Annotated in this window: 18 protein-coding genes; 5 read left to right on the forward strand and 13 right to left on the reverse strand. The window is 31.8% G+C overall.

The features are described from left to right. Positions 1-259 precede the first annotated feature (259 nt). The 12 genes from DK442_RS03550 to DK442_RS03605 all read right to left on the reverse strand — a co-directional run bounded on the left by DK442_RS03550 (position 260) and on the right by DK442_RS03605 (position 11,664). Positions 260-934, reverse strand: a complete 675-nt coding sequence (locus DK442_RS03550; protein WP_109434680.1) for a ZIP family metal transporter — start codon at positions 932-934, stop codon at positions 260-262. 43 nt (positions 935-977) lie between these two features. After that, entirely contained in the window at positions 978-1,403 is a 426-nt protein-coding gene (locus tag DK442_RS03555) for a nuclear transport factor 2 family protein (protein ID WP_109434484.1), read from the reverse strand. 33 nt (positions 1,404-1,436) lie between these two features. After that, positions 1,437-2,516, reverse strand: a complete 1,080-nt coding sequence (locus tag DK442_RS03560; RefSeq protein ID WP_109434485.1) for a zinc-binding dehydrogenase — start codon at positions 2,514-2,516, stop codon at positions 1,437-1,439. Between the two features lie 213 nt (positions 2,517-2,729). Further along, entirely contained in the window at positions 2,730-3,305 is a 576-nt protein-coding gene (locus DK442_RS03565) for a Crp/Fnr family transcriptional regulator (protein WP_109434486.1), read from the reverse strand. A 242-nt stretch (positions 3,306-3,547) separates the two neighbouring features. Further along, entirely contained in the window at positions 3,548-4,135 is a 588-nt protein-coding gene (locus DK442_RS03570) for a leucine-rich repeat domain-containing protein (protein ID WP_109434487.1), read from the reverse strand. Between the two features lie 174 nt (positions 4,136-4,309). Next, the gene (locus DK442_RS03575; protein ID WP_109434488.1) at positions 4,310-4,825 is read right to left on the reverse strand and encodes a hypothetical protein; all 516 of its coding nucleotides are present in this window, start codon (positions 4,823-4,825) and stop codon (positions 4,310-4,312) included. Positions 4,826-5,252: 427 nt separating this feature from the next. Then, positions 5,253-5,498, reverse strand: a complete 246-nt coding sequence (locus DK442_RS03580; RefSeq protein WP_109434489.1) for a serine hydrolase — start codon at positions 5,496-5,498, stop codon at positions 5,253-5,255. Positions 5,499-5,653: 155 nt separating this feature from the next. Next, positions 5,654-7,225: a glycoside hydrolase family 43 protein gene (locus DK442_RS03585; protein ID WP_200825082.1), complete on the reverse strand. Its 1,572-nt coding sequence runs from the start codon at positions 7,223-7,225 to the stop codon at positions 5,654-5,656. Positions 7,226-7,345: 120 nt separating this feature from the next. Next, entirely contained in the window at positions 7,346-8,464 is a 1,119-nt protein-coding gene (locus DK442_RS03590) for a glycoside hydrolase family protein (RefSeq protein ID WP_200825083.1), read from the reverse strand. A 24-nt stretch (positions 8,465-8,488) separates the two neighbouring features. Further along, positions 8,489-10,426, reverse strand: coding sequence for an FAD-dependent oxidoreductase (locus DK442_RS03595; protein ID WP_200825084.1), 1,938 nt, complete (start codon positions 10,424-10,426; stop codon positions 8,489-8,491). Positions 10,427-10,540: 114 nt separating this feature from the next. After that, complete coding sequence (locus tag DK442_RS03600; protein ID WP_109434682.1) at positions 10,541-10,930, reverse strand: RidA family protein; 390 nt, start codon at positions 10,928-10,930, stop codon at positions 10,541-10,543. 170 nt (positions 10,931-11,100) lie between these two features. Beyond that, entirely contained in the window at positions 11,101-11,664 is a 564-nt protein-coding gene (locus DK442_RS03605; protein WP_109434491.1) for a Crp/Fnr family transcriptional regulator, read from the reverse strand. A 159-nt stretch (positions 11,665-11,823) separates the two neighbouring features. Between DK442_RS03605 and DK442_RS03610 the strand changes: the two genes are divergently transcribed. Further along, on the forward strand, positions 11,824-12,654 hold the full coding sequence (locus DK442_RS03610) for a cyclase family protein (RefSeq protein ID WP_109434492.1): 831 nt from the start codon (positions 11,824-11,826) through the stop codon (positions 12,652-12,654). A 29-nt stretch (positions 12,655-12,683) separates the two neighbouring features. Here the strand turns inward: DK442_RS03610 and DK442_RS03615 are convergent, their stop codons facing one another. Then, complete coding sequence (locus DK442_RS03615; RefSeq protein WP_109434493.1) at positions 12,684-13,934, reverse strand: hypothetical protein; 1,251 nt, start codon at positions 13,932-13,934, stop codon at positions 12,684-12,686. 315 nt (positions 13,935-14,249) lie between these two features. Here DK442_RS03615 and DK442_RS03620 point away from each other — a divergent pair, with 315 nt between their 5' ends. From DK442_RS03620 to epsC, 4 genes are all read left to right on the forward strand, one after another. After that, positions 14,250-15,038, forward strand: a complete 789-nt coding sequence (locus DK442_RS03620) for a LytTR family DNA-binding domain-containing protein (protein WP_109434494.1) — start codon at positions 14,250-14,252, stop codon at positions 15,036-15,038. Then, positions 15,039-16,112, forward strand: coding sequence for a sensor histidine kinase (locus DK442_RS03625; protein WP_109434495.1), 1,074 nt, complete (start codon positions 15,039-15,041; stop codon positions 16,110-16,112). It abuts the gene before it with no gap. Between the two features lie 147 nt (positions 16,113-16,259). Then, complete coding sequence (locus DK442_RS03630) at positions 16,260-19,553, forward strand: VCBS repeat-containing protein (protein WP_235010899.1); 3,294 nt, start codon at positions 16,260-16,262, stop codon at positions 19,551-19,553. Positions 19,554-19,663: 110 nt separating this feature from the next. Next, complete coding sequence (epsC, locus tag DK442_RS03635) at positions 19,664-20,404, forward strand: serine O-acetyltransferase EpsC (RefSeq protein ID WP_109434497.1); 741 nt, start codon at positions 19,664-19,666, stop codon at positions 20,402-20,404. Positions 20,405-20,406: the final 2 nt, after the last annotated feature.

A 20,406-nucleotide genomic window follows, 5' to 3' on the forward strand; every position in this document is an offset into this window, starting at 1 on the left:
TTAATTGCAGTATCAAATAAGTTATTGAAACAGGCTTTTGCAATAGCAAAAAGTGGATTGCCTTATGATGAAAATTATATTTCAAGATTAAACTAAAAAGACTTGCTTTTTAACTCAGTTCTTTGTTGTAGCATGTTTTATATTAATTAGTATTTTTTCAAAAAGTGATTCTTCTGTCTCTCTAACTTTCAACAATAATTTATTTTAATCCTTTTTAGATCTATTATTACAATTACCTTGACTATTCTTTCAAGAACTTTTAAATCAAGTTAGCTATGAAGACCCCAAAACATATTACTGCCAGCTTGGATAAATTAAACTTGTGACCTTCACCAGTTTCAAACAAAATAGTTGTAGCAATATGTAAAAATATACCGATCACTATAGCATTAACATAATCCATATATTCAGTAACTAAGACCAAATTATTAGATATAAAGGTACCTAAAGGCGTCATTAGTGCAAATACAACTAAGAAACCAATACTTTGTACTTTGCTGTAGTTAGATTGTAATAAAAAGGTAGTTAATAATGTTGCTATCGGGATTTTATGAATTAATATACCATATACCATGTCATTGTGATGATGAATCGGAAATCCTTCTAAAAAGCTATGAATACAAAGACTTATAAATAGTACCCAAGGAAATTTTTTATCTTCTTTATGTTTATGTTCATGACCATGTTCAACTCCTTGTGATAAAAACTCTAAAATAATTTGCAATAAGATACCGCACATTATAAAGAATCCGGTTTGCTTGGCTTCTATATGATGATACACTTCTGGCAATAAATCAAAAAGTGTTAATGCTAATAGAAATGCGCCACTGAATGATAATAAGAGTTTAGTGCCTATTGACTTTTGTTTTTTGGTTACAAAAGCAATAATAACGCCGATAACAATGGCAAAAACTGGAAGTAAATACCTATTCATAATTATATCTGTAAAAATTCCACATGGGTCTATTCTTATTTTTCTATTTCTTATTACTCTTCGTTCTTGTAGAATAAGTTTTACTAACAATTTTCCACTTACCATCAATTTTTAGCAGATGCATAAAATCAATGTAAGAAAAGGTGTCATATTCTAGCTCTAACTGAGCGTTGGCTGCATCTCCTGCTATATTTATAGCAATCATATAGGTTTTTGTTTCTACGGGGTCATTTGAGTTAGCATACTCGCTTAACGCTTCAATAGCATTTACTTCCTCATATTTTTTGTCTATCCATTTCATGGTAGCACTGGGATGGAATGCTTTTTCAAAAGACCCTTTATTATGCGTAGTCATTCCATCGAAGTAATAATTGATCGTTTTTTCAATCAATTGTAGATCGTTATCTTGTGCTTGTAGTTGTGTCATAATAATTGTATTCAAGATGAATATGAAATATATTTTTTTCATGATTATTTATTTTGAATTTTTAATTCGAAAATCTTAAGGACGTAAAGCAACTTTAAGCGTTCCAGAAGAGCGATCACGCATTAAATTGTATCCTTTTTCTGCTTCAGATAGTGGTAAAATATCAGTAAAAATCTTGCTAGGGTCAATAACACCTCTCTCTACTATAGGAAGTAATTTTTCCATATATGCGGCTACATTTACAACACCTGTATGAATGGTTATATTTCTAAATAATGCTGATGAATAAGGTTGATCAACGGGTTCATAAAGGTGACCAAAACCTAGAACACTTATTGATGCACCAGCTTGAGTCATTTCCATACCTTGGGCAATTGCTGTTTTATTCCCCACAGAATCGATCACAGAATTTGCACCTCTTCCTTCGGTAAGTGATTTTACAAATGCTACGGGGTCTTCATTTTTAGAGTTTACTACGTGAGTAGCTCCAATGGTTTTTGCTAATTCTAATCTGCTATCGTGACGTCCTACAAGAATAATAGTAGAAGGACCAAATAATGTAGAAGCCATTACCGCGCTTAGCCCTACTGCACCGTCACCAATAACTACTACGGTTTCTCCTGTCTTGATATTCGCATTCAATGCACCATGATAACCGGTGGCAAAATTATCTCCTAATGGAAGAACTTTTGTGTCATGTTCATCTCCTGTTAAACCTTCTGGAAGTTTGAATAATGAAGAGTTACCGTAAGGAACACGTATAAACTCGGCTTGTCCACCCTGAATATCATCACCTCCATGTTGAGCAAATAGAGGAGTTCCAAATAAACCTCCGTGGTCACATGCAGAAGGTAAATCGCGTTTGCAATAGTAACAATCCCCGTCTACAAACATGGCTGAAGCTACGACACGATCTCCAACTTTTAAAGAATGAATATCTTTACCTACTTGATCTACGACACCAACAAATTCATGGCCTATTCGCATCCCTTTAAATAAACCCATTTCTGGTCCATTTTGGGTGAATTCTAAATCTGCACCGCAAATACCAGCAAGGGTAATACGCACGATAACATCATCATCTTTTAATAATTGAGGTTTTGGTATATCCACAACTTCAATTTGTGACCTTTCTTTATAAACTACTGCTTTCATAATAAATCTTTTAACTTGTTTTTCACTTTGTTTATTTTTAAAAAAGATTAGGATCTAGTTTTACAGAACTTATGGTCTAATAAAACTCAAACCCAATCTGCCAATTATTGACACTACAAAGTTGCGTTGTATGTTAAGAGATTAATATGATGTTTGGTAAGAAAATTGCTTGACTTTTGTCAAGGAATACAATTGATGTAAATCAATTTTTATTTATGAGCGTGAACGAATTCTACTTAATGACTCTGGGGAAATACCTAAATATGATGCTAAGACGTACTGCGGGACTCTGTTTGCTATTTGAGGATATTTATTAACGTACTCCCAATATCGCTCTTCAGAAGTTTTGCTAATATTAGAAATGGTTCTTTTATAAGAATAAGCCATGGATCTTTCTGTAAATAATCTAAAATATTGAGATAAAGAATGTATTCTACTACAAAGTTCTTCAACATCTTCATATTTCATTTGTAGGATTATAGAGTCCTCAAGCGCTTCAGCATAATATTCTGCAGGAGTTCTATGTACATAACTGTAAAAGTCTGTAAAAAACCAATCTTCTATTGCAATAATTACAGTATGCTCTTTTCCTAAATCATCTAAATAAAAAACTCTAACTGCACCTTCTACAATATAGTTTCGATATTCAGATACAAATCCTGGTTGGACAATAAATTGTCTTTTCTTTACTCTAGTAGTTTTTAATATTGAAATAAAATCCTTTATTTCACTGTCTGATAATTCAACATATCTAGCTATGTGATCCAATATCCCTTGGTATTTACTCATCAATTTAGGTTTTTTTGACTCTTGTAAATAATATGTTTTTTATATTATTTGTTGTGTGTTTAAGCGGCTAATTTAACAAATACCAACTAAATAAAAGGTTTACAAAAGAAATTAAAAGTAAGTTATAATTGGGAATTAATTTTATAAATTAACTGGGCTGATTTTTTTATTTCAATCGGTTAAATATTTTCTTTTCCTCCAATCCATAAATTATTTCTTCACAGATTAAATTTAGTTTCTTCTTAATCGTTATCAATTACTTTTAAATTAGGTCTCCTTTTAAGAATCATTTCTTTTTGTTTAGAAGATAAGTTCGATGGCGAAACTATTAATTCTTTCAAATTTATAGGTAAATAATTAGTATCTATTGATTCTAATTTAAAATTATCTGCAAGTAACAAATGAATTAGCTTCTTCATTTTATACATTGATTCTGGTAATTTTTTTATTGCACAGTTTTCAAACCGAAAAGATTTTAATTTGGTTAATTGTGAAATTGATTCTGGCAAGCTCTCAATATCGTGCCCCCTGAATACTAATTGCTCTAAATTGGGAAGTTTTAAAATCCATTTAGGGAATTCTTGATAGTTGAAATTTAGAATTTCTAATTGTTTTAATGTCTTAAGTTCACCGACATCACTAGGAATTATATTTATACTATCCGCCTTTGATTGTAGGAAAAGACTTTTCAGTTTCTCAAAATTCAAAAAACTTGGCCCATATTTTTCTAAATCATAATTCGGATATCGAATTGATAACTTAGTAACATCTTTTGCGGTTTTTATTTTCTCAAATAAGTTTTCCGATTTAGATTTCGATAAGTTCAGCATTTTTTATTGCATATAACGTTAAATATATGTATCCTAGCAGGGCAAAATATTACCCTATTTTTGATTTTTCTGCGCATTGATTGCTAACTTTTACTTTTTGCAAGCATTGCGCCTTACCAAAAATACAACAACCATCAGATTGATCACTTAGTTGCTATGATCACATATATGGTGTTACAACATGTTTTCTATTGTCCGTTTAACTTTTCGATTATTAGAATACATTATGACAGCTCCACATTTTCCGTTTACACCATACAATTCCGTGGCTGAATTTCCATTTAATACTTTAATCTCCTCAATGTTTTGTGGTTCCACTAACTCTAAAATTTCATTGACTTTAGTGTATTCTGTTGGATCTAGTTGATATGATTGTTTTTTAAACTTAAGGGCAAACACTATTTTACATTCGCAACATCCTTTTTTCATTGCTCTCATCAATGATTTTGTTTTTTCGATATCTACTCGGCATCCAATTATATTAAATGTATTTTTGCGAATGTAGATTGAGTCAGAAAATATTTTCTGCTTAATTCTCGTGATTTTTTCAGATTTATTAGTCAACTGCTTAAATTTCATAAACCATTCAGCGTTCTGTTTTTCAGTCAGAACAGGTCTTGATTTCGTTTTTTGTGAAAACGCAAAGCCATTAATTAATAGGATTATTAAAATGCTTAGTATTTGTTTCATACTCCTTTCACGCACAATTATAATGCCAGTTGGATACTGATTAAAAAGATTAGTGATTTAGGTAAGGAAATATTTTTTTGAATATGTTGTAACAAGTGAATATAGTTACCAAGATAACTATATATTTTTATATGTATTTGTAAATGTTTGTAAGCATGTACAAATGGTTGTTGTTTATTCTGTTCTAAAAATACAATGGTGTTTTTTACCGTTTTTATAGATATTCGTTTATAATATCTTCAAATTTTTAAGGAAGAACTGTTTGGCTTAAAAAAGTAAAAACTTCTCAAAAAAATCTTTCAGACCTTTCATCTTATATTTGAAGGTTTTTTTATTGCTTGTTGTTAATCGTTGAAACGAATAAAGAATAATAACAATACATCAGTAATAAAGATATTGTTTTGCTGGCAGATGGATGACTCAAGTTTTACTCCTCCCTTTCAAAATAATCCCAGACTTCGTTTCCAAGTTTTTCACCATATTCTGAGTTCGTAAAAAGTACATATCCCCATTTTTTATCAATATCCATTAGATACCAACATGTAAATCCAGCATTACTTCCGCCATGAAAATATGTCGTATTATAATGTTGATCTGCGGTTACAAACCCCAGAGTATAATATACATGTATACCTTTTGATGTTGTAGTTATTTTATCTTTTTTATAAGAAATATGATATAAACAGGCATATGCTCATATGTACAATTAAAAGAGTTGATGTGTTTTTTAGTATAGTAAATGTATACATTTTATACTTTGAAAATCAAACTACTACTTTTACATTTTGTTTTATAGTGTTAATGATAAATATTTCTATGCTATTCAAATCAGTCATTTCCTATCATAGAAAACCAATCAAATTTTGCTTCGTTTTTGCTTTTCGAGCCAGATGAAGTAGCGTACATACCAATATAGACACCATTAAATTTTTCTGCAATATTATCAGAAACTATCGTATAATCCTGGACTTCTCCAAGAGTTTTTAAACCCTCTTCATTTTCCCCATACATAAATTGTGCTTTAAGACCTTCAACTTTTACACCTAGTATTACCTTTTCTTTTTTAAAGGGAATTTTTGCAACAATTTCAGGCAAAAATTCTCCTTTGTTGTCTTTTTGAAAAGCTTTAATCAAAATAATCTCCTTTTTACTTTTTAATAATTGATAATTATTACCATGCCTTCGGTAAATGACCAATCCAGATTTTTCGTTTTCATTTTTAGCATTAAAAATAAGCTTTGTTTTAGCTAGATAGTTAAAATTATGTGTACGTTTTGCTATAAAAGATGGGTTTACCAATTCAGTTATTTTTTCTGGACGAAGTTGAATAACCATTTGCCCATCATTTTGTGAATACCAATTAAAGCGGGGAGTGCGTAAAAAGTTCCATTCTAAATTAAGATTTTCACCATCAAAATCATCTCGTTCTTTTAGTTTAGGAACGGGAGTCCAGGGTAAATTAGGTCGTTCTTGCTGTTTCTGTAGTAGTCCAATGCCTGGGTTAAATATGGGAGTAACACCACTTTCTTGCTTTGTCATTTCTACCTTTGCCAAAAAAGTTTCACGAGCAAGAGTAACAAACCCTTTGATTTGCCTTTTTGCTAATAATACACTCCACCAATCTCCGGTTTGAGTTTCTACTAAATCAGCATGTCCAGTTTGACCGATTAAATGTGTTTTGCCTAAATGGCGATGTGTCATAATTGGATTAGCATGATTAGGAATATAAGGACCCCAAAGGGCTGTACTGTTAAATACTGTAACGGCATGATACTCGCCAGTTCCGCCTTCGCCGATTAATAACAAGTACTCACCATTTATTTTATACAAATGTGGGCCTTCTGCCCATCTTGCGTTGGAAGCATGACCATAGGTTAGTTGTTTTTTTTCTCCGAGTAAAACCCCGGTATCCGGATTTATTTCTTGCATCCAAATCCCATTTTTTCCTGGCCATTTATTACCAGAATTATCTATGATCCCAGCGCCTGTATAATAACAACGATCATCATCATCCCAAAAAAGAGAAGGGTCAATTCCTGGTGCGTCTTTAATCCAAATAGGATCACTCCATGGACCTGCTGGATTTTTGGCTGTTAGTATGAAATTACCTTTCTGGCCCACCATGGTTGTAATGATATAAAATGTACCCTTATGATAACGAATTGTGGGTGCAAATATGCCATTCGAATTTTTTAAACCGTCTTTATATACAATTTGATCAATGCGATGCAATCCATGGCCTATTTTTTCCCAATTTACTAAATCCTTACTTTTATGAATGGGTAATCCGGGATACCATTCAAAACTGGAGTTTACCATATAATAGGTGTCTCCAACTCTACAAATTGAGGGGTCAGGATAAAAACCTGGCAAAATGGGATTCTTAAAATTTTTTGGCACTGATTGCCCAAAAATTTCTAAACAAATTATTAAGACTAAAGGGGTAACTATTCTTTTTAAAAACATTACAGAATTTTATTTTTTAAACGTATAAAATTTATGCTATTACAGAAATAACTGTTAGTTCAAAATCGGAATTTGCACATTAAAAGATTGAATGACATTTTCGTCATCTTTTATATCAGCAGCACAAAGCAAGGCGATTGGTTTTCCATTTTCTATAAAAAGCTGAGGGCGCTCCAGGTGATGGACATTTTGTTTATACCCATTTATCCAATTAATTTCTAATGCAGAAACCAATGGATGATCTGATAATTTCCAATCCAACCCATCTTCTGATTCAAATAGCACTAATGATCGTCCTGCATCTGTAAAAGCTCCATGCATGTCTTTAACTATTGCACGATATTTACCTTCCTGATACCAGATAAAAGGATCTTCTGCAGGGAATTCATGACCTTTTGCTTGAAAAACAGGCTTGTCATATTTCTTAAATGGTCCGGTTGGATGATCTGAAGTGGCGACACAATGTACTACAGGCCCACCCCAAATTCCTGATTTTTCTTTTCCAACAGCTTTATATATCATAAGATATCCTCCTTCAGGACGTTGAGTAATTGATGGGTTACTAACCATTAATGCATCCAATGCATTTTTATTGGGGCTAACATCAATGAGCGGAGTATCAAACCTTTTCCAGGGTCCGTAAGGACTATCTGCAATAGCAACACCTATTCGTTGATTATTGCGATGTACAGGATTTAAAATCTGATTTCCTGGTGAAGTAGGTGTTTTAGCATCTCCTGTATTTCCCATATAGTATAAGTAATACTTTTTGTCAAACTTATGGATTGTAGGATTATGTGTACATAATCCATCCCAAAAATTATCACCTCGTGCAGGAAGTGCTACATCTTTAAACTTAAATGGGCCAAATGGACTCTTGGAAACTGCATGAGCAATTTCAGAATCAGTTACCCAAGCCCATCCTAACGCTTTTTCCCAACGCGAATAAAACATATGATACAATCCATCACTTCCTTTTACCATAGAACCACCCCAAATACTCCATGTTTCATCTTCAAATTTTGATTTGAGATCGGGTTTTCCTAAAGTCAGTTTAAACCCTTTAATGGGAGTGGTAATTTTTTTAGGATTATTTTTTTCAAGAACAGGATCATGATTTTTGCAAGAGTATGAAAAAAGAAAAATTAGGATGAATAGAGAAAAATACTTCATGGTATACTATTGATTGTTTTAAACCTAAAGGCGCTTTGCACCAGGTTGTTTCATCAGTTCTTTTAATTTATCCAAATAATTCTCATAAATGCCTCTTGGTGTGGTATTGTATAGAGAACAAAGTGCAGCGGCTTTACCTACTATTTCACCCATCATTCCACAAGTTTTCATTACTCTTACAGGTCCCAATCCTTCTCTGCTCACACTTATATTGCGACCAGCCATAAATAAATTAGTAATATTCTGACTATAAAGTGCGCGATAAGGTGCCCAGTAAGGACCTTCATAATCATATCCTTTTCCGGTAGTAGCAAAAGAAATAAATTCTTCTCCTTTAAGATCTTCATCAAAAGATTCATGCGGAGTATGCACATCGATACCCCACGAACATGGAAATGCACCATCTTCAAAATCAACTTTATCTCTAAAATGGTTAGCAGTTAACTTAACATCACCCATAAGTCTTCTGGATTCTCTTTTACCAGAAATAAAGGCAGACCATCCCAAACGATGGTTTGGATATAACTTATCTACATTCTTTAAAGCATCCCAAGCTCCATACATAGCTCGAAAATTTAGATCACGAATTTTTTCTACATCTGTAATAGGATCTTTATCAAAACCGCTTTCCCAGAACCAACCTCCAAGATTGCCCAAAGGATCTTCTGAACCCCATTGTCCCTTATAATTTGCTCTTCCCGGAAATGGTTTGTCACTTAAATCCAGTGCCCAGGGGCATCGCGGAAAAGGTTGTTCGACCTCTCCAATTTCACATGATAGGGTGAGTGCTGTTTTATCTTTACATTCGCATTTGAGTACTTCCTCTTTATTAGCTGCGTCCATTACATTCCACATATTAGAGAATCCCATAAATCCTGAACTGGATATTTCATAATCTGCTCCGGCGAGAAAACCAACGGTTGCATCTCCTGTACAGTCTGCAAAGAATTTACCTTTAATTTTAGTGTGTACTGCAGTTCTTGTATTTTGAGAAACTATAGCACTAATTGTATTATTCTTATGTTTTACCTGAATTACACGTTCTTCTAAAAATAAAGTAATACGAGGTTCATTTTTAACAACTTCTAGTTTTCGCTGGTCATCATAGGAATCACCTAATCTGGCATTACGGGTTCCGTATTTCCCCAGGTCTATGATTTCAGGAGCAATTTCGTCTACAATCTCTCCAATATGAGGAAAAGGCTCCTGTCGAGTATGACCTTCTGGCCAAACACGAACTTCTGAACTTCCATTTCCTCCTAAGACAGGTCGGTCTTGTATAAGTGCTACAGTTAATCCATTTCTTGCTGCAGACAAAGCAGCACAGGTGCCTGCAAAACCTCCTCCTGAAACTACCAGATCAAAATTGCCACCATCTTCTGGTTTTTCTGGTAAACCTAGTAGTTTTCTTCTGAATTTAGTAAGCGCCGTTACATCATTTATTGGCTCAAAATTTAAGTCTTTACAAAAAAGAATTGCCTCACACCTTCCTTCAAAACCTGTTAGATCGTGTAAAGCTACTTTTGTTTTTTGGGATACTTCTACAACTCCTCCATCATGCCAATGCCACTCTGTGCCTTTTGTACCAAAGGTTTCTTTTACAGGCTTGTCATTTAGAAGTAATTGAAACTTTCCAGGAGTACCTGGTGCTTCCCAAGGGGCCACCCAATCTCGCGTACGAACCCATAGCCTGTATTTTCCCTTTTCGGGAAATGCAATTTGCGTAGTGGCATCTTCAACAGGTATTCCTAATCCGTGTGCTAATAAATACGGAGACCCCATCTGGTTCATCGACTGTTGGTCCAATTCCCATCCTCCTTGATGGGTAAACTGTTCAGCTTCTACAAAAACAAATTTGCCCGAAATTTTATCAGAGATTTCGTAGTTTGCTAATATCTCCATAGGAGCTAATAACATCAATGTTGCTTTTCCTGCGGTACTGATAAATTGCCTTCTTTTCATAATGAAAGATTAATTCATTAAAAATAGATAATTCTTTAAGGCACAATGGGTAAATTAATACAACAAAAGATTAAAAGCGTATAACAAAAAAGTAAATTCTGGATGAGAACAATACTATTTTACTACGGTAGCTTCTAACTCTATTTTTAATGTTTCAAAAAGGCTTTTCACTTCCAGAAGTGTACTGGCTTGTTTTATGTTATGTTGAGTTACCCAGTTTTGAAAAACATCAAAAGAAGTAAAGAGTTCTTCTGATGAAGTTGTGTAAACGTTTAACCTTACAATGTTTTTACATTCATATCCTGCTTGAATGATAACTTTTTCTAAGTTTTGTATTGCCTGAATTAGTTGTGTTTTCATATTGCCGGTACTTGATTTTCCATCATCATCAATGGCTGTCTGACCAGAAACATAGAGTGTTCCTTCAGCTTTAGTTACTTCAACAGCTTGTACATAGCTTCTTTCATTTTGCCATGTCCAAGGATTAATAATGCGTTTTTCCATTTGTTTTTCATTTTTATTCTGCGCGAATATTGACACAGATGTGAATAGTATGATTACTAAAACCTTCCCAACATTTTTCATAACATAGATTTATATGTTCATTGCAAAGATTTGAACAAAATGGTTGTTTTTGCGTGACAAACATCACAATTATAAAAAAGAGAAAAAGACTAAGAAGAAAGTCTGCTAAGTGTCTCTCGCGAAACGCCTAGATAAGAAGCTAAAAGGGTTTTAGGAACGCGTTGAAATAATGAGGGATATTGTTTAAGAAGTTGCTCATATCTTTCTTTAGCATTTGATGTTAGAAAAGATAAAATTCTATATTGAGAAGCAATATGACCCGAGTTAGATTTCTTAAGAAAGAAACTCTGCATTTTGGGTAAGTCTGTAGATAATTTTTGATAACCTTCAAGTGTAATGCAAAATACATTAGTATTTTCGATACATTGTAAAGACATTTTGGCTTTGGTCTGAGTGAAATACGCTGAAAAATCACTTTCCCACCAGTCTTCCATAGCAAATGATACAATATGTTGTTTCCCATTTTTATCACCATAAACTAATTTTAAAAGCCCGGAGACAACAAAATAGCAATACTTCACTTTTTCTCCTTGTTGAATGAGAATATCATTTTTTTTATAATTTTTAAATGAAAAATGGGATACAACAAATGAATACTCATCGTCTGTAAGAGGTATTACTTTTTCAATATGTTTTTTAAGTTTTTCTTTCACCAGATAAGATGTCTTATCGTATAAAAGCTATCTAAATATAGAAAATGTTATGATACTTTTATATGAGTTACTAATGTAGTAAATCTTTAATGTTTTGTCTTTATAAGACACATTAAATTCATTACTTTTAAGATACTAACAGTTAAGCTTTAAATAAAAATGAAACCTATTATTTTTACATTGCTACTTTCCATTTTTATATTATTAAGTTGTGATAACAAAGTTCGTGAACAGCAAAAGCCAATTCATTCTACATCAATTGATTTCTCACAAACTAAAATTGTAGACTTAACGCATCTTTTTTCTGAAGAGACCATCTATTGGGTAACTGCAAAGGAGTTTGAATTAGATGTTGTTGCAAAAGGAGAAACAGATAAAGGCTATTTCTATTCTGCAAATAATTTTGCTACAGCAGAACACGGTGGTACGCACATTGATGCTCCAATTCATTTTTCAAAAAACGGACAAGCTACAGATGAGATTCCACTCGAAAAACTAGTAGGAAGCGCAATAAAAATTGATGTGTCTAAAAAAGCGTTACCTGATCCTGATTATAAAATAAGTATCGAGGATTTTTTAGATTGGGAAAAAAGGGAAAACATTCAAATACCCGATGGAAGTATTGTTTTGTTAGAAACTGGTTTTTCTAAGTTTTATCCGGATAAATTGAAATATTTAGGAACCGACAAACGTGGTAGTGAGGCAATTAAAGATTTACATTTTCCTGGGTTATCAAATGAAGCTGCAGAATGGTTAGTAAAACATCGTAACATAAATGCTATTGGTATTGATACCCCAAGTATAGATTATGGACAATCTCAATATTTTAAAAGTCATGTTACCTTGCTTTCTGAAAATATCCCTGCCTTTGAAAACCTAATGAACCTCGATCAACTGCCAAGTAAAGAATTTAATATAATAGCGTTACCCATGAAAATAAAGGGAGGTAGTGGGGGACCATTACGTATTATTGCTCTCTTAAATAATTGATTTCATCAGAAAAACAAAAACTATATCGATTATTTAAAGCGTAACACTCTCATTACTTGTGGTTTCCATTGATTTTTTATCGCCTGATTTTCTTTGTCATAAAAAGGCCATTGACTATTAGATACATAAATAAACCCAAAATCTGGATAGAATTTTCCGTTAGTGGGTTCTCCAGCAATATCAAGATTATTGTCGAGAAGGTCTATGGTATCAACGACACCCATATGATGATTAATTTTAATTATCTTTTTTGGAGACGAATTATTTTGAATAGCCAAAAGAGTGTGTTTGTTAACGAATGAAATACCGTCTATGCCTTTCAACAGATATTTTTCTGAAGTGAACCATTTCCTTTCTGATGGATTTAGAAGGTTAACTTGAACTATTCCTTTTATGTAATCAGCAATATATGCCAGATTGTTTTTATGATCAATAGTTATCCCCTGAATATTAAAAGCTTCATCCAAAGATATCGTATTGATAATACTCTTCTTTTTTGTGTCAATAATATAGAATTCTGGAGTAGTAGAGTTCGTTGCATATAGGTATCCGTTTTTACCTTGGACAATACTCCCTACAGTTGCATTATCTGCGAGTTCAATTTTGGTAAGAATAGTACCTTTTTTTATATCAATCTCATAAATAGTAGTTTTATTTTTGTGATCAGATGTATTGTAATCAGAAAATTGAGAAAGCATTGCGGTGGTAACCCATATTGATGTTTTTTTGTACCCTTTTTCAATTGCTAGCGCAGAGGCCGAGAATGTAGCGAGTATTTTGTGTTGTTTTTTCTGAATATCATAGGCAATAACTTCACCGCTGTGTACATCAGTCATATAAATGATATGGTCAATTTTAATGAGGTCTTCAATATGATGGTTATCAGGAAGTGTTAAGTACATCTCACTGGATTTTTTGGTTACTTCATATTCCTGCTTTTTTTGTTCTAATGTTTCCTTATAATTAGTCTTTTTTAATAGATTTTTAAAATCGTTATCTTCCTTATATTTTAGCTTAGCATTCCAGCTTAAAAGTAGGTTTAGAGTATGTACGGCTTCATCATTTTGATTATTTAAAGCATAAGCAGCAGATAAATTATATAAGAAAGTAGGCTGTGAAGGATGTAGTTTGAGAGCTTGTAGATTTAAAGATCTAAATTTTTTATACTCTTTATTTTTATATGCTTCTATGCTTTCAGTATATAACTGCTTAAGATGTTGAGCACTTCCTGAAAATATCAAACAGAACCAAAGAACAAAAGATATAAAAATGGATTTCATGATATAAAGTTTTATAATAAAAATAATATCCAAGCCTTGTTGAAAATTAGTTTTTGATATTTTTCACTGATTATATGATAAATTAGTATTGATTTGAATCTATCATGATTAAAGTACCTATAATATCATTTTTCTATCATAAAATATCAAATTTATGGAACAGTTTTGTGAGGTTATGTAGTATTATTTGGGTAGTTAATATTTTGGTTATCAGTGTATTGTTTTGTTTTTTTAGAAAGGATGTACATTGATATAATAGATAAAGGAAAATATTGATGATGTATAAACCATAAATCAAATTCATATCTTAACGGGATGAAAATAGTAGTAGTAGATGACGAAGCACTTGCTCGAAAAAGGATTTTAAAACTTTTGGAAGAAAGTGATGTATCGACGCAAATTTTTGAAGTATCTTCTGGTAAAGAAGCTATTTTACAAATAAATACAATTCAGCCAGATCTGGTTTTTTTAGATATTCAAATGACTGATATGACAGGGTTTGAAGTATTGAAAAAAATAAATATAGACAAAATACCCAGTATTATTTTTGTTACTGCTTTTGACAATTTTGCAGTAAAAGCATTTGAAGTGGAAGCTATTGATTTTTTGCTGAAACCCTATAAAAAGGAACGTTTTTTAGAAGCACTTCATCGTGGAATAGAAAAAATAGAGATAGAAGAAAAAAAGGTGTTTAAATCAAAGATCAATAGATTGATACAATTTTTGAGTCATGAAGATTCAAATATTGAAAAGGAGAAAGATATGTTTTTAGACAGAATTGTTCTCAAAACTGGTAAAAAATATCGCTTTGTCAAAGTTGATGAAATTAAATTTATTGTCTCCTCTGCTTATTACGCCGAAATATTTACAGTTAATGATGAAAAACATGTGTATAGAATATCAATGAGTGATTTTATCAAGCGATTGGATTCCGAAAAATTTATAAGAGTAAACAGATCAACTATTGTATGTATTAATAGAATTAATGAAGTTATAAGCGAAGGAATGGGAGATTATAGTATTATTATGAATGATAAAAAAACCTTTTCAGTATCCAAGAATTTTAGAAATTCTTTTTTAAAGAAGATGAAAATAAAATTATAAATGCCAAAAACTGAATCTAAATTTTTCTTTAATAAAAATCTAATAAGGTTTTTACTTCTATTTTATACAACAGCGTATATCATTGATATTGCAGCATCATTATTATTATCTTTTGAGACTGATAATACCAATGATTGGAGTCAAGTTTTTATAGCTTATATTTTTTCTTACATCACTAAGTTGATGTTTATTACTTTGGCGATTATAATCACCAAATTTTTCATCTTCCAGAAAAAATCAAATTTAATTAGTGTCTTTGTACATATTGTATTTGCTTTTTTATTATCATTTTATAATGCTATAGGACAAATGGTATTGCGAAAGTATAGTAGTGAAGATCCAATTGAGATAACTTTTGAGAGTGTATATTCCAGAGGACTTTATGGGCTTAGTTTTAACTTTTTCTTATATTTTTCTATAATAGCTATTGTATATGCCTTTTATTATCTTAAAAAGCAAAAAGAACAAGAACTATTACAATCCAATTTACAAACGCAATTACTGGATGCTAAGATAAAAGCATTGCAATCACAATTACAGCCACATTTTCTCTTCAACACTTTAAATGATATTTCTTCTCTAATGGATATAAGTGTTGAAAGATCCCAGGATGCATTAGCTGATCTAAGTGATATGTTGAGAAGAACAATGGAAATTAAAACAAAATATATTCCTTTACAAAAAGAACTAGAAATTCTTAATAAGTATATAGATATAGAAAAGATAAGATATGCTGATAAAATAAATTTTGACATTAGAGTCAATAAAGATGTATTAAATCTTGCTGTACCTCCATTGATGTTACAACCAATAGTCGAAAATGCAATTAAGCATGGCTTTTCTTATCATCATGATACCTTACAAATAGATATTATTATAGAAAGTATAGACAAAGAGCTCGTATTTAAAATTATTAATAATGGTAAACCTCTGGTCGAAGATGAAATACCTTTTAGGACAGGTTTAGGTAATGTAATTGAGCGTTTAGATACCCTTTATGGAGAAGATTATGAGTTTAGTATTACTAATCAAAATGATATTGGAGTAGTTACTATAATTAAAATCACTGTTTAAATACATTTTACAAGCATTAGTTGTTCTTATAGTATAATCTGTGTTGTTTGTCTATAAAAAGGTGTTGTTTATTAGATAAGTTTAGTATCAAAAAAAATCTTCCTTATTTTCCTGATCCCCTTCAAATCCTATTTAATTCTAAGCATCATGTTTAAGAAGATATATGTAATCGTTTTGATATTAATATATAGTAGTTGCTCAAAAAATGAAACTGAGATAACAAAAGCGATAAACAAAGAACAGAATACCTCATTATTCGAAACAATTTCTGAGAGTCATAGTAAGGTTCATTTTAAAAATAAAATGGAAGAAACCTTGTATTTCAACTTTCTCAATTATTCATATATCTATAATGGAGGAGGAGTAGCTGTAGGTGATATCAATAAAGATGGATTAGAAGATTTATATTTTAGTTCAAATCAAGAAAGTAATGCACTCTATCTTAATAAAGGCGATTTTGTTTTTGAGGACATTACAAAAACTGCTGGAGTAATGGATAAGGAGGGGTGGTCTACTGGTGTCTCTATGATAGATATCAATGCAGATGGCTGGTTGGATATTTATGTTTGTAAATCAGGATCATTAAAAAATCAGAAACAGAGAAAGAATAAACTATACGTAAATCAAAAAGATGGTACTTTTTTAGAACAAGGTGATCAATACGGGCTTGCTTCTACAGCATTTTCTACTCAGGCATATTACCTAGATTTTGATAAAGACGGGGATCTTGATGTATACTTGGTAAATCATCGACCTGATTTTAATAATAATGTAACTATTGATCCCAAAATTCAATCAAGTTTTCTTCCTGAAAGTACAGATCAGCTTTTTGAAAATAATAATGGAACATTTTATGAGATCACTCAAAAATCGGGAGTGCTAAATAAAACCTGGGGATTAAGTGCTTCTATTGGAGATTTTAATGGAGATAACTGGCCAGATATTTATGTTGCTAATGATTTCTTAGAACCAGACTTTCTTTATCTGAATAATAAAAATGGAACTTTTACCAATTCAATTCTTGAAACTTTTGATCATATCTCTGTAAATAGTATGGGTTCTGATTATGCCGACATTAATAATGATTTAAAACCTGATCTAGTGGTATTAGACATGTTATCTGATGATCATAAAAGAGGTAAAGAAAATATGGCATCAATGAGTACAGAAAACTTTAACCTTTTAGCAGCAGCAGGGTATCATCATCAATATATGTCAAACATGCTACAACTTAACCTGGGAGATGGAGTCTATAGTGAGATAGGGCAATTAACAGGTGTTGCAAAAACAGACTGGAGCTGGGCTCCTTTATTGGCAGATTTTAATAATGATGGATATAATGATCTTTTTGTAACCAATGGTATTCTTCATGATCTGTCTAATCAGGATTTTAGACATCGAATGAAAGCAAATATTATACGACGTAAAAAAGTAACGCTTGATGAAGCCATTAGTATGATGCCTTCTACCAAATTGAGTAATAAGGCTTTTTTAAATTCTGGTAATCTAACTTTTTTTCCTGTAACCAAAGAGTGGGGGTTAGAAAAAGAAATAAATTCTAATGGCGTAGCATATGCAGATCTTGATAATGATGGGGATTTGGATTTGATCCTTAATAATCAGATGGAAACCGCAAGTATCTATAAAAATAATCAAGACAATAATTTTATTTCTATTGCACTCCTATATGAAGAGAATAACCCAAATGGGATAGGAACAAAAGTCAATATTTACACAAAAAATCAACAACAGTCAAAAGAATTATATCCCGTTAGAGGGTTTCAGTCTTCAGTAAGTCAGCGATTACATTTTGGATTAAATGACATCAAAATTATTGATAGTATACGTATAGAATGGCCCAATGGGAGATATAGTATTATAAAACAAGTCAAAACGAATCAATTACTTACGATGCAATCTAAAGATTCAAAAAAACAGATTAAACATTCTCAGAATAAGAATGTAGATACATTTAAAAGTATAGATGGAAAGCAGTTTGGTATTGATTATATGAATAAAGAACGTGATTTTGACGATTATAAACTACAATTGTTACTACCTCAGAAACAGAGTGAAAAAGGAGCCGCATTAGCAGTAGCAGATGTAAATAATGATGGTAGAGATGATTTTTTTATCGGAAATGCCAAAGGAGCACAAGGAGCAGTCTACATTCAAAAAGAAGATGGAATGTTTAGAAATTCAAGTAGTGCTACGTTTCAAAAAGATATTGATTTTGAAGATAATACTGCTTTGTTTTTTGATATGGATAATGATGGTGATCAAGATCTTTATGTAGGGAGTGGAAGTTATGAAGATGTGGATAATAGTGTCTGGCTTCAGGACCGGATGTATATTAATGATGGAAATGGTAATTTTACAAGAAGTCATGGTTTACCCAATATTAGATCCGTTTCCTCTACAGTTTCAACATCTGATTTTGATAAGGATGGAGATCTTGATCTCTTTATAGGAGGTGGAGTTCTACCAGGTAAATATCCAATGTCTTCCCCATCATATCTTTTAAAAAATGATAAAGGAACGTTTATAGATGTAACTGATGATTTGGGTAAAGATCTAAACAACCTAAATATGGTTAATGATGCAGTATTTTCAGATTATGATCAAGATGGTGATGATGATCTTATCGTAGTAGGTGAGTGGATGCCAGTTATCATCTTCAAAAACGAGAACGGTACTTTTACCTATAAACAAGATAAAATATTAGAAAATACCTCAGGATGGTATTTTACAATCCAGCCAACAGATGTTGATAGAGATGGAGATATGGATTACCTGTTAGGAAATATAGGAGAAAACACTAAGTTTCATCCAACTATTGATGCACCATTGCATATTTATGCGAGAGATTTTGATGAAAATAAAAGCTTGGATATTATTTTGAGTAAAGAATCGAAAACAGGACTATTATTACCTGTTCGGGGAAAAGAATGTTCATCAGAACAAATTCCTAAGTTAAAAGATAAGTTCAAAACATATAGTGCTTTTGCTAATGCATCATTGTCTGAGATATATGGAGATAAAAACCTTCAAGAAGCCATTCATTTTACAGCTACTAATTTTAGCACAATCATACTGGTAAATAATGGTGAAGGTGATTTTGAGATACAACCCTTACCCATACAAGCTCAGTTTGGGCCTACTACCAATTTTATCATCGCAGATTTTGATAATGATACTATTGATGAAATATTGGGGGTAGGTTCTTTATATGATGCCGAAGTAGAGACCATAAGATACGATGCAAATAAAGGATATATTCTTCAGTTGGATAAAGAGAAATTATTTAAATATTATAAGACAATAACAGGACTACGAGGATTACAGATAAAGGCATCAGAAAATATCATAATTAAAGATAAAAAATACATTCTTCTTCAATGTAAAAATGAAGCATTAAAACTTTTATCTACAGGTTTCTAACCTAAGATGAGTAAAGAAAAATAAATATTCCATTTTCTTACTAAATTGCATTGTTTTCAATCTAATTATCATTGAATAAAGGATTCATGTAAAGTTCATAGAAAAAATAAATGAAAAACATCTGGAATAAAATAGCTTTAGAAGCTAAAAATTTTGCTAATAAAGAAGCGATTATAGAAAGAATAATTATTAAAAATATTAATGATAAAAAAGATTTTTGGCATGCAATTTCTGACATATTGGGAGATAAGCTTAAAACTGATGATTTCACTCGATCTGAATTACAAAAAGTTATTGTTAAAGAAATAGAAGAAGATCCTGACTTACAAGAAAAAATTATAGCTGATCTAAAAGCATATGTTGATCGGGATTTTGCTATAGAAACGTATTTAGAAGTGATTCTTTTTTCCAGAGGTTTTCAAGGAATTACCGCATATCGGGTAGCTAGAAGGTTCCTTCTGAAAAACCAGAAACTAACAGCAAAGTTTTTTCAAAATAGGATTTTCGAAGTGTATGCAATTGATATTCATCCAAATGCCAAATTAGGACAAGGAATAGTAATTGATCATGGGATTGGGTTAGTTATTGGAGAAACAGCCGAAATAGGGGATAATGTATTTATTTTTCATAATGTAACTTTGGGAGGTACGGGCCATCAAGGAGGAGATAGACACCCCAAAATAAAAAATAATGTATTTATAGGAGCAGGAGCTACAATTCTCGGAAATATTACTATTAATAATGGTGTCAATATCGCTGCAAGTAGTGTAGTTACCAAAAGTGTAGAAGAAGGGATGACGGTTGCAGGAATACCAGCAAAAGTGATAGGAAAAGCAAAAAAAATACAATAAGA

Source organism: Aquimarina sp. AU119 (assembly GCF_900312735.1).
Classification (GTDB): domain Bacteria; phylum Bacteroidota; class Bacteroidia; order Flavobacteriales; family Flavobacteriaceae; genus Aquimarina; species Aquimarina algiphila.

Bases quoted from the DNA above. Each gene is read 5' to 3' on its own strand.
- DK442_RS03550 (WP_109434680.1), bottom strand. From the start codon at position 934: ATGAATAGGTATTTACTTCCAGTTTTTGCCATTGTTATCGGCGTTATT.
- DK442_RS03555 (WP_109434484.1), bottom strand. From the start codon at position 1,403: ATGAAAAAAATATATTTCATATTCATCTTGAATACAATTATTATGACA.
- DK442_RS03560 (WP_109434485.1), bottom strand. From the start codon at position 2,516: ATGAAAGCAGTAGTTTATAAAGAAAGGTCACAAATTGAAGTTGTGGAT.
- DK442_RS03565 (WP_109434486.1), bottom strand. From the start codon at position 3,305: ATGAGTAAATACCAAGGGATATTGGATCACATAGCTAGATATGTTGAA.
- DK442_RS03570 (WP_109434487.1), bottom strand. From the start codon at position 4,135: ATGCTGAACTTATCGAAATCTAAATCGGAAAACTTATTTGAGAAAATA.
- DK442_RS03575 (WP_109434488.1), bottom strand. From the start codon at position 4,825: ATGAAACAAATACTAAGCATTTTAATAATCCTATTAATTAATGGCTTT.
- DK442_RS03590 (WP_200825083.1), bottom strand. From the start codon at position 8,464: ATGAAGTATTTTTCTCTATTCATCCTAATTTTTCTTTTTTCATACTCT.
- DK442_RS03595 (WP_200825084.1), bottom strand. From the start codon at position 10,426: ATGAAAAGAAGGCAATTTATCAGTACCGCAGGAAAAGCAACATTGATG.
- DK442_RS03600 (WP_109434682.1), bottom strand. From the start codon at position 10,930: ATGGAAAAACGCATTATTAATCCTTGGACATGGCAAAATGAAAGAAGC.
- DK442_RS03610 (WP_109434492.1), top strand. From the start codon at position 11,824: ATGAAACCTATTATTTTTACATTGCTACTTTCCATTTTTATATTATTA.
- DK442_RS03615 (WP_109434493.1), bottom strand. From the start codon at position 13,934: ATGAAATCCATTTTTATATCTTTTGTTCTTTGGTTCTGTTTGATATTT.
- DK442_RS03620 (WP_109434494.1), top strand. From the start codon at position 14,250: ATGAAAATAGTAGTAGTAGATGACGAAGCACTTGCTCGAAAAAGGATT.
- DK442_RS03625 (WP_109434495.1), top strand. From the start codon at position 15,039: ATGCCAAAAACTGAATCTAAATTTTTCTTTAATAAAAATCTAATAAGG.
- DK442_RS03630 (WP_235010899.1), top strand. From the start codon at position 16,260: ATGTTTAAGAAGATATATGTAATCGTTTTGATATTAATATATAGTAGT.
- epsC (WP_109434497.1), top strand. From the start codon at position 19,664: ATGAAAAACATCTGGAATAAAATAGCTTTAGAAGCTAAAAATTTTGCT.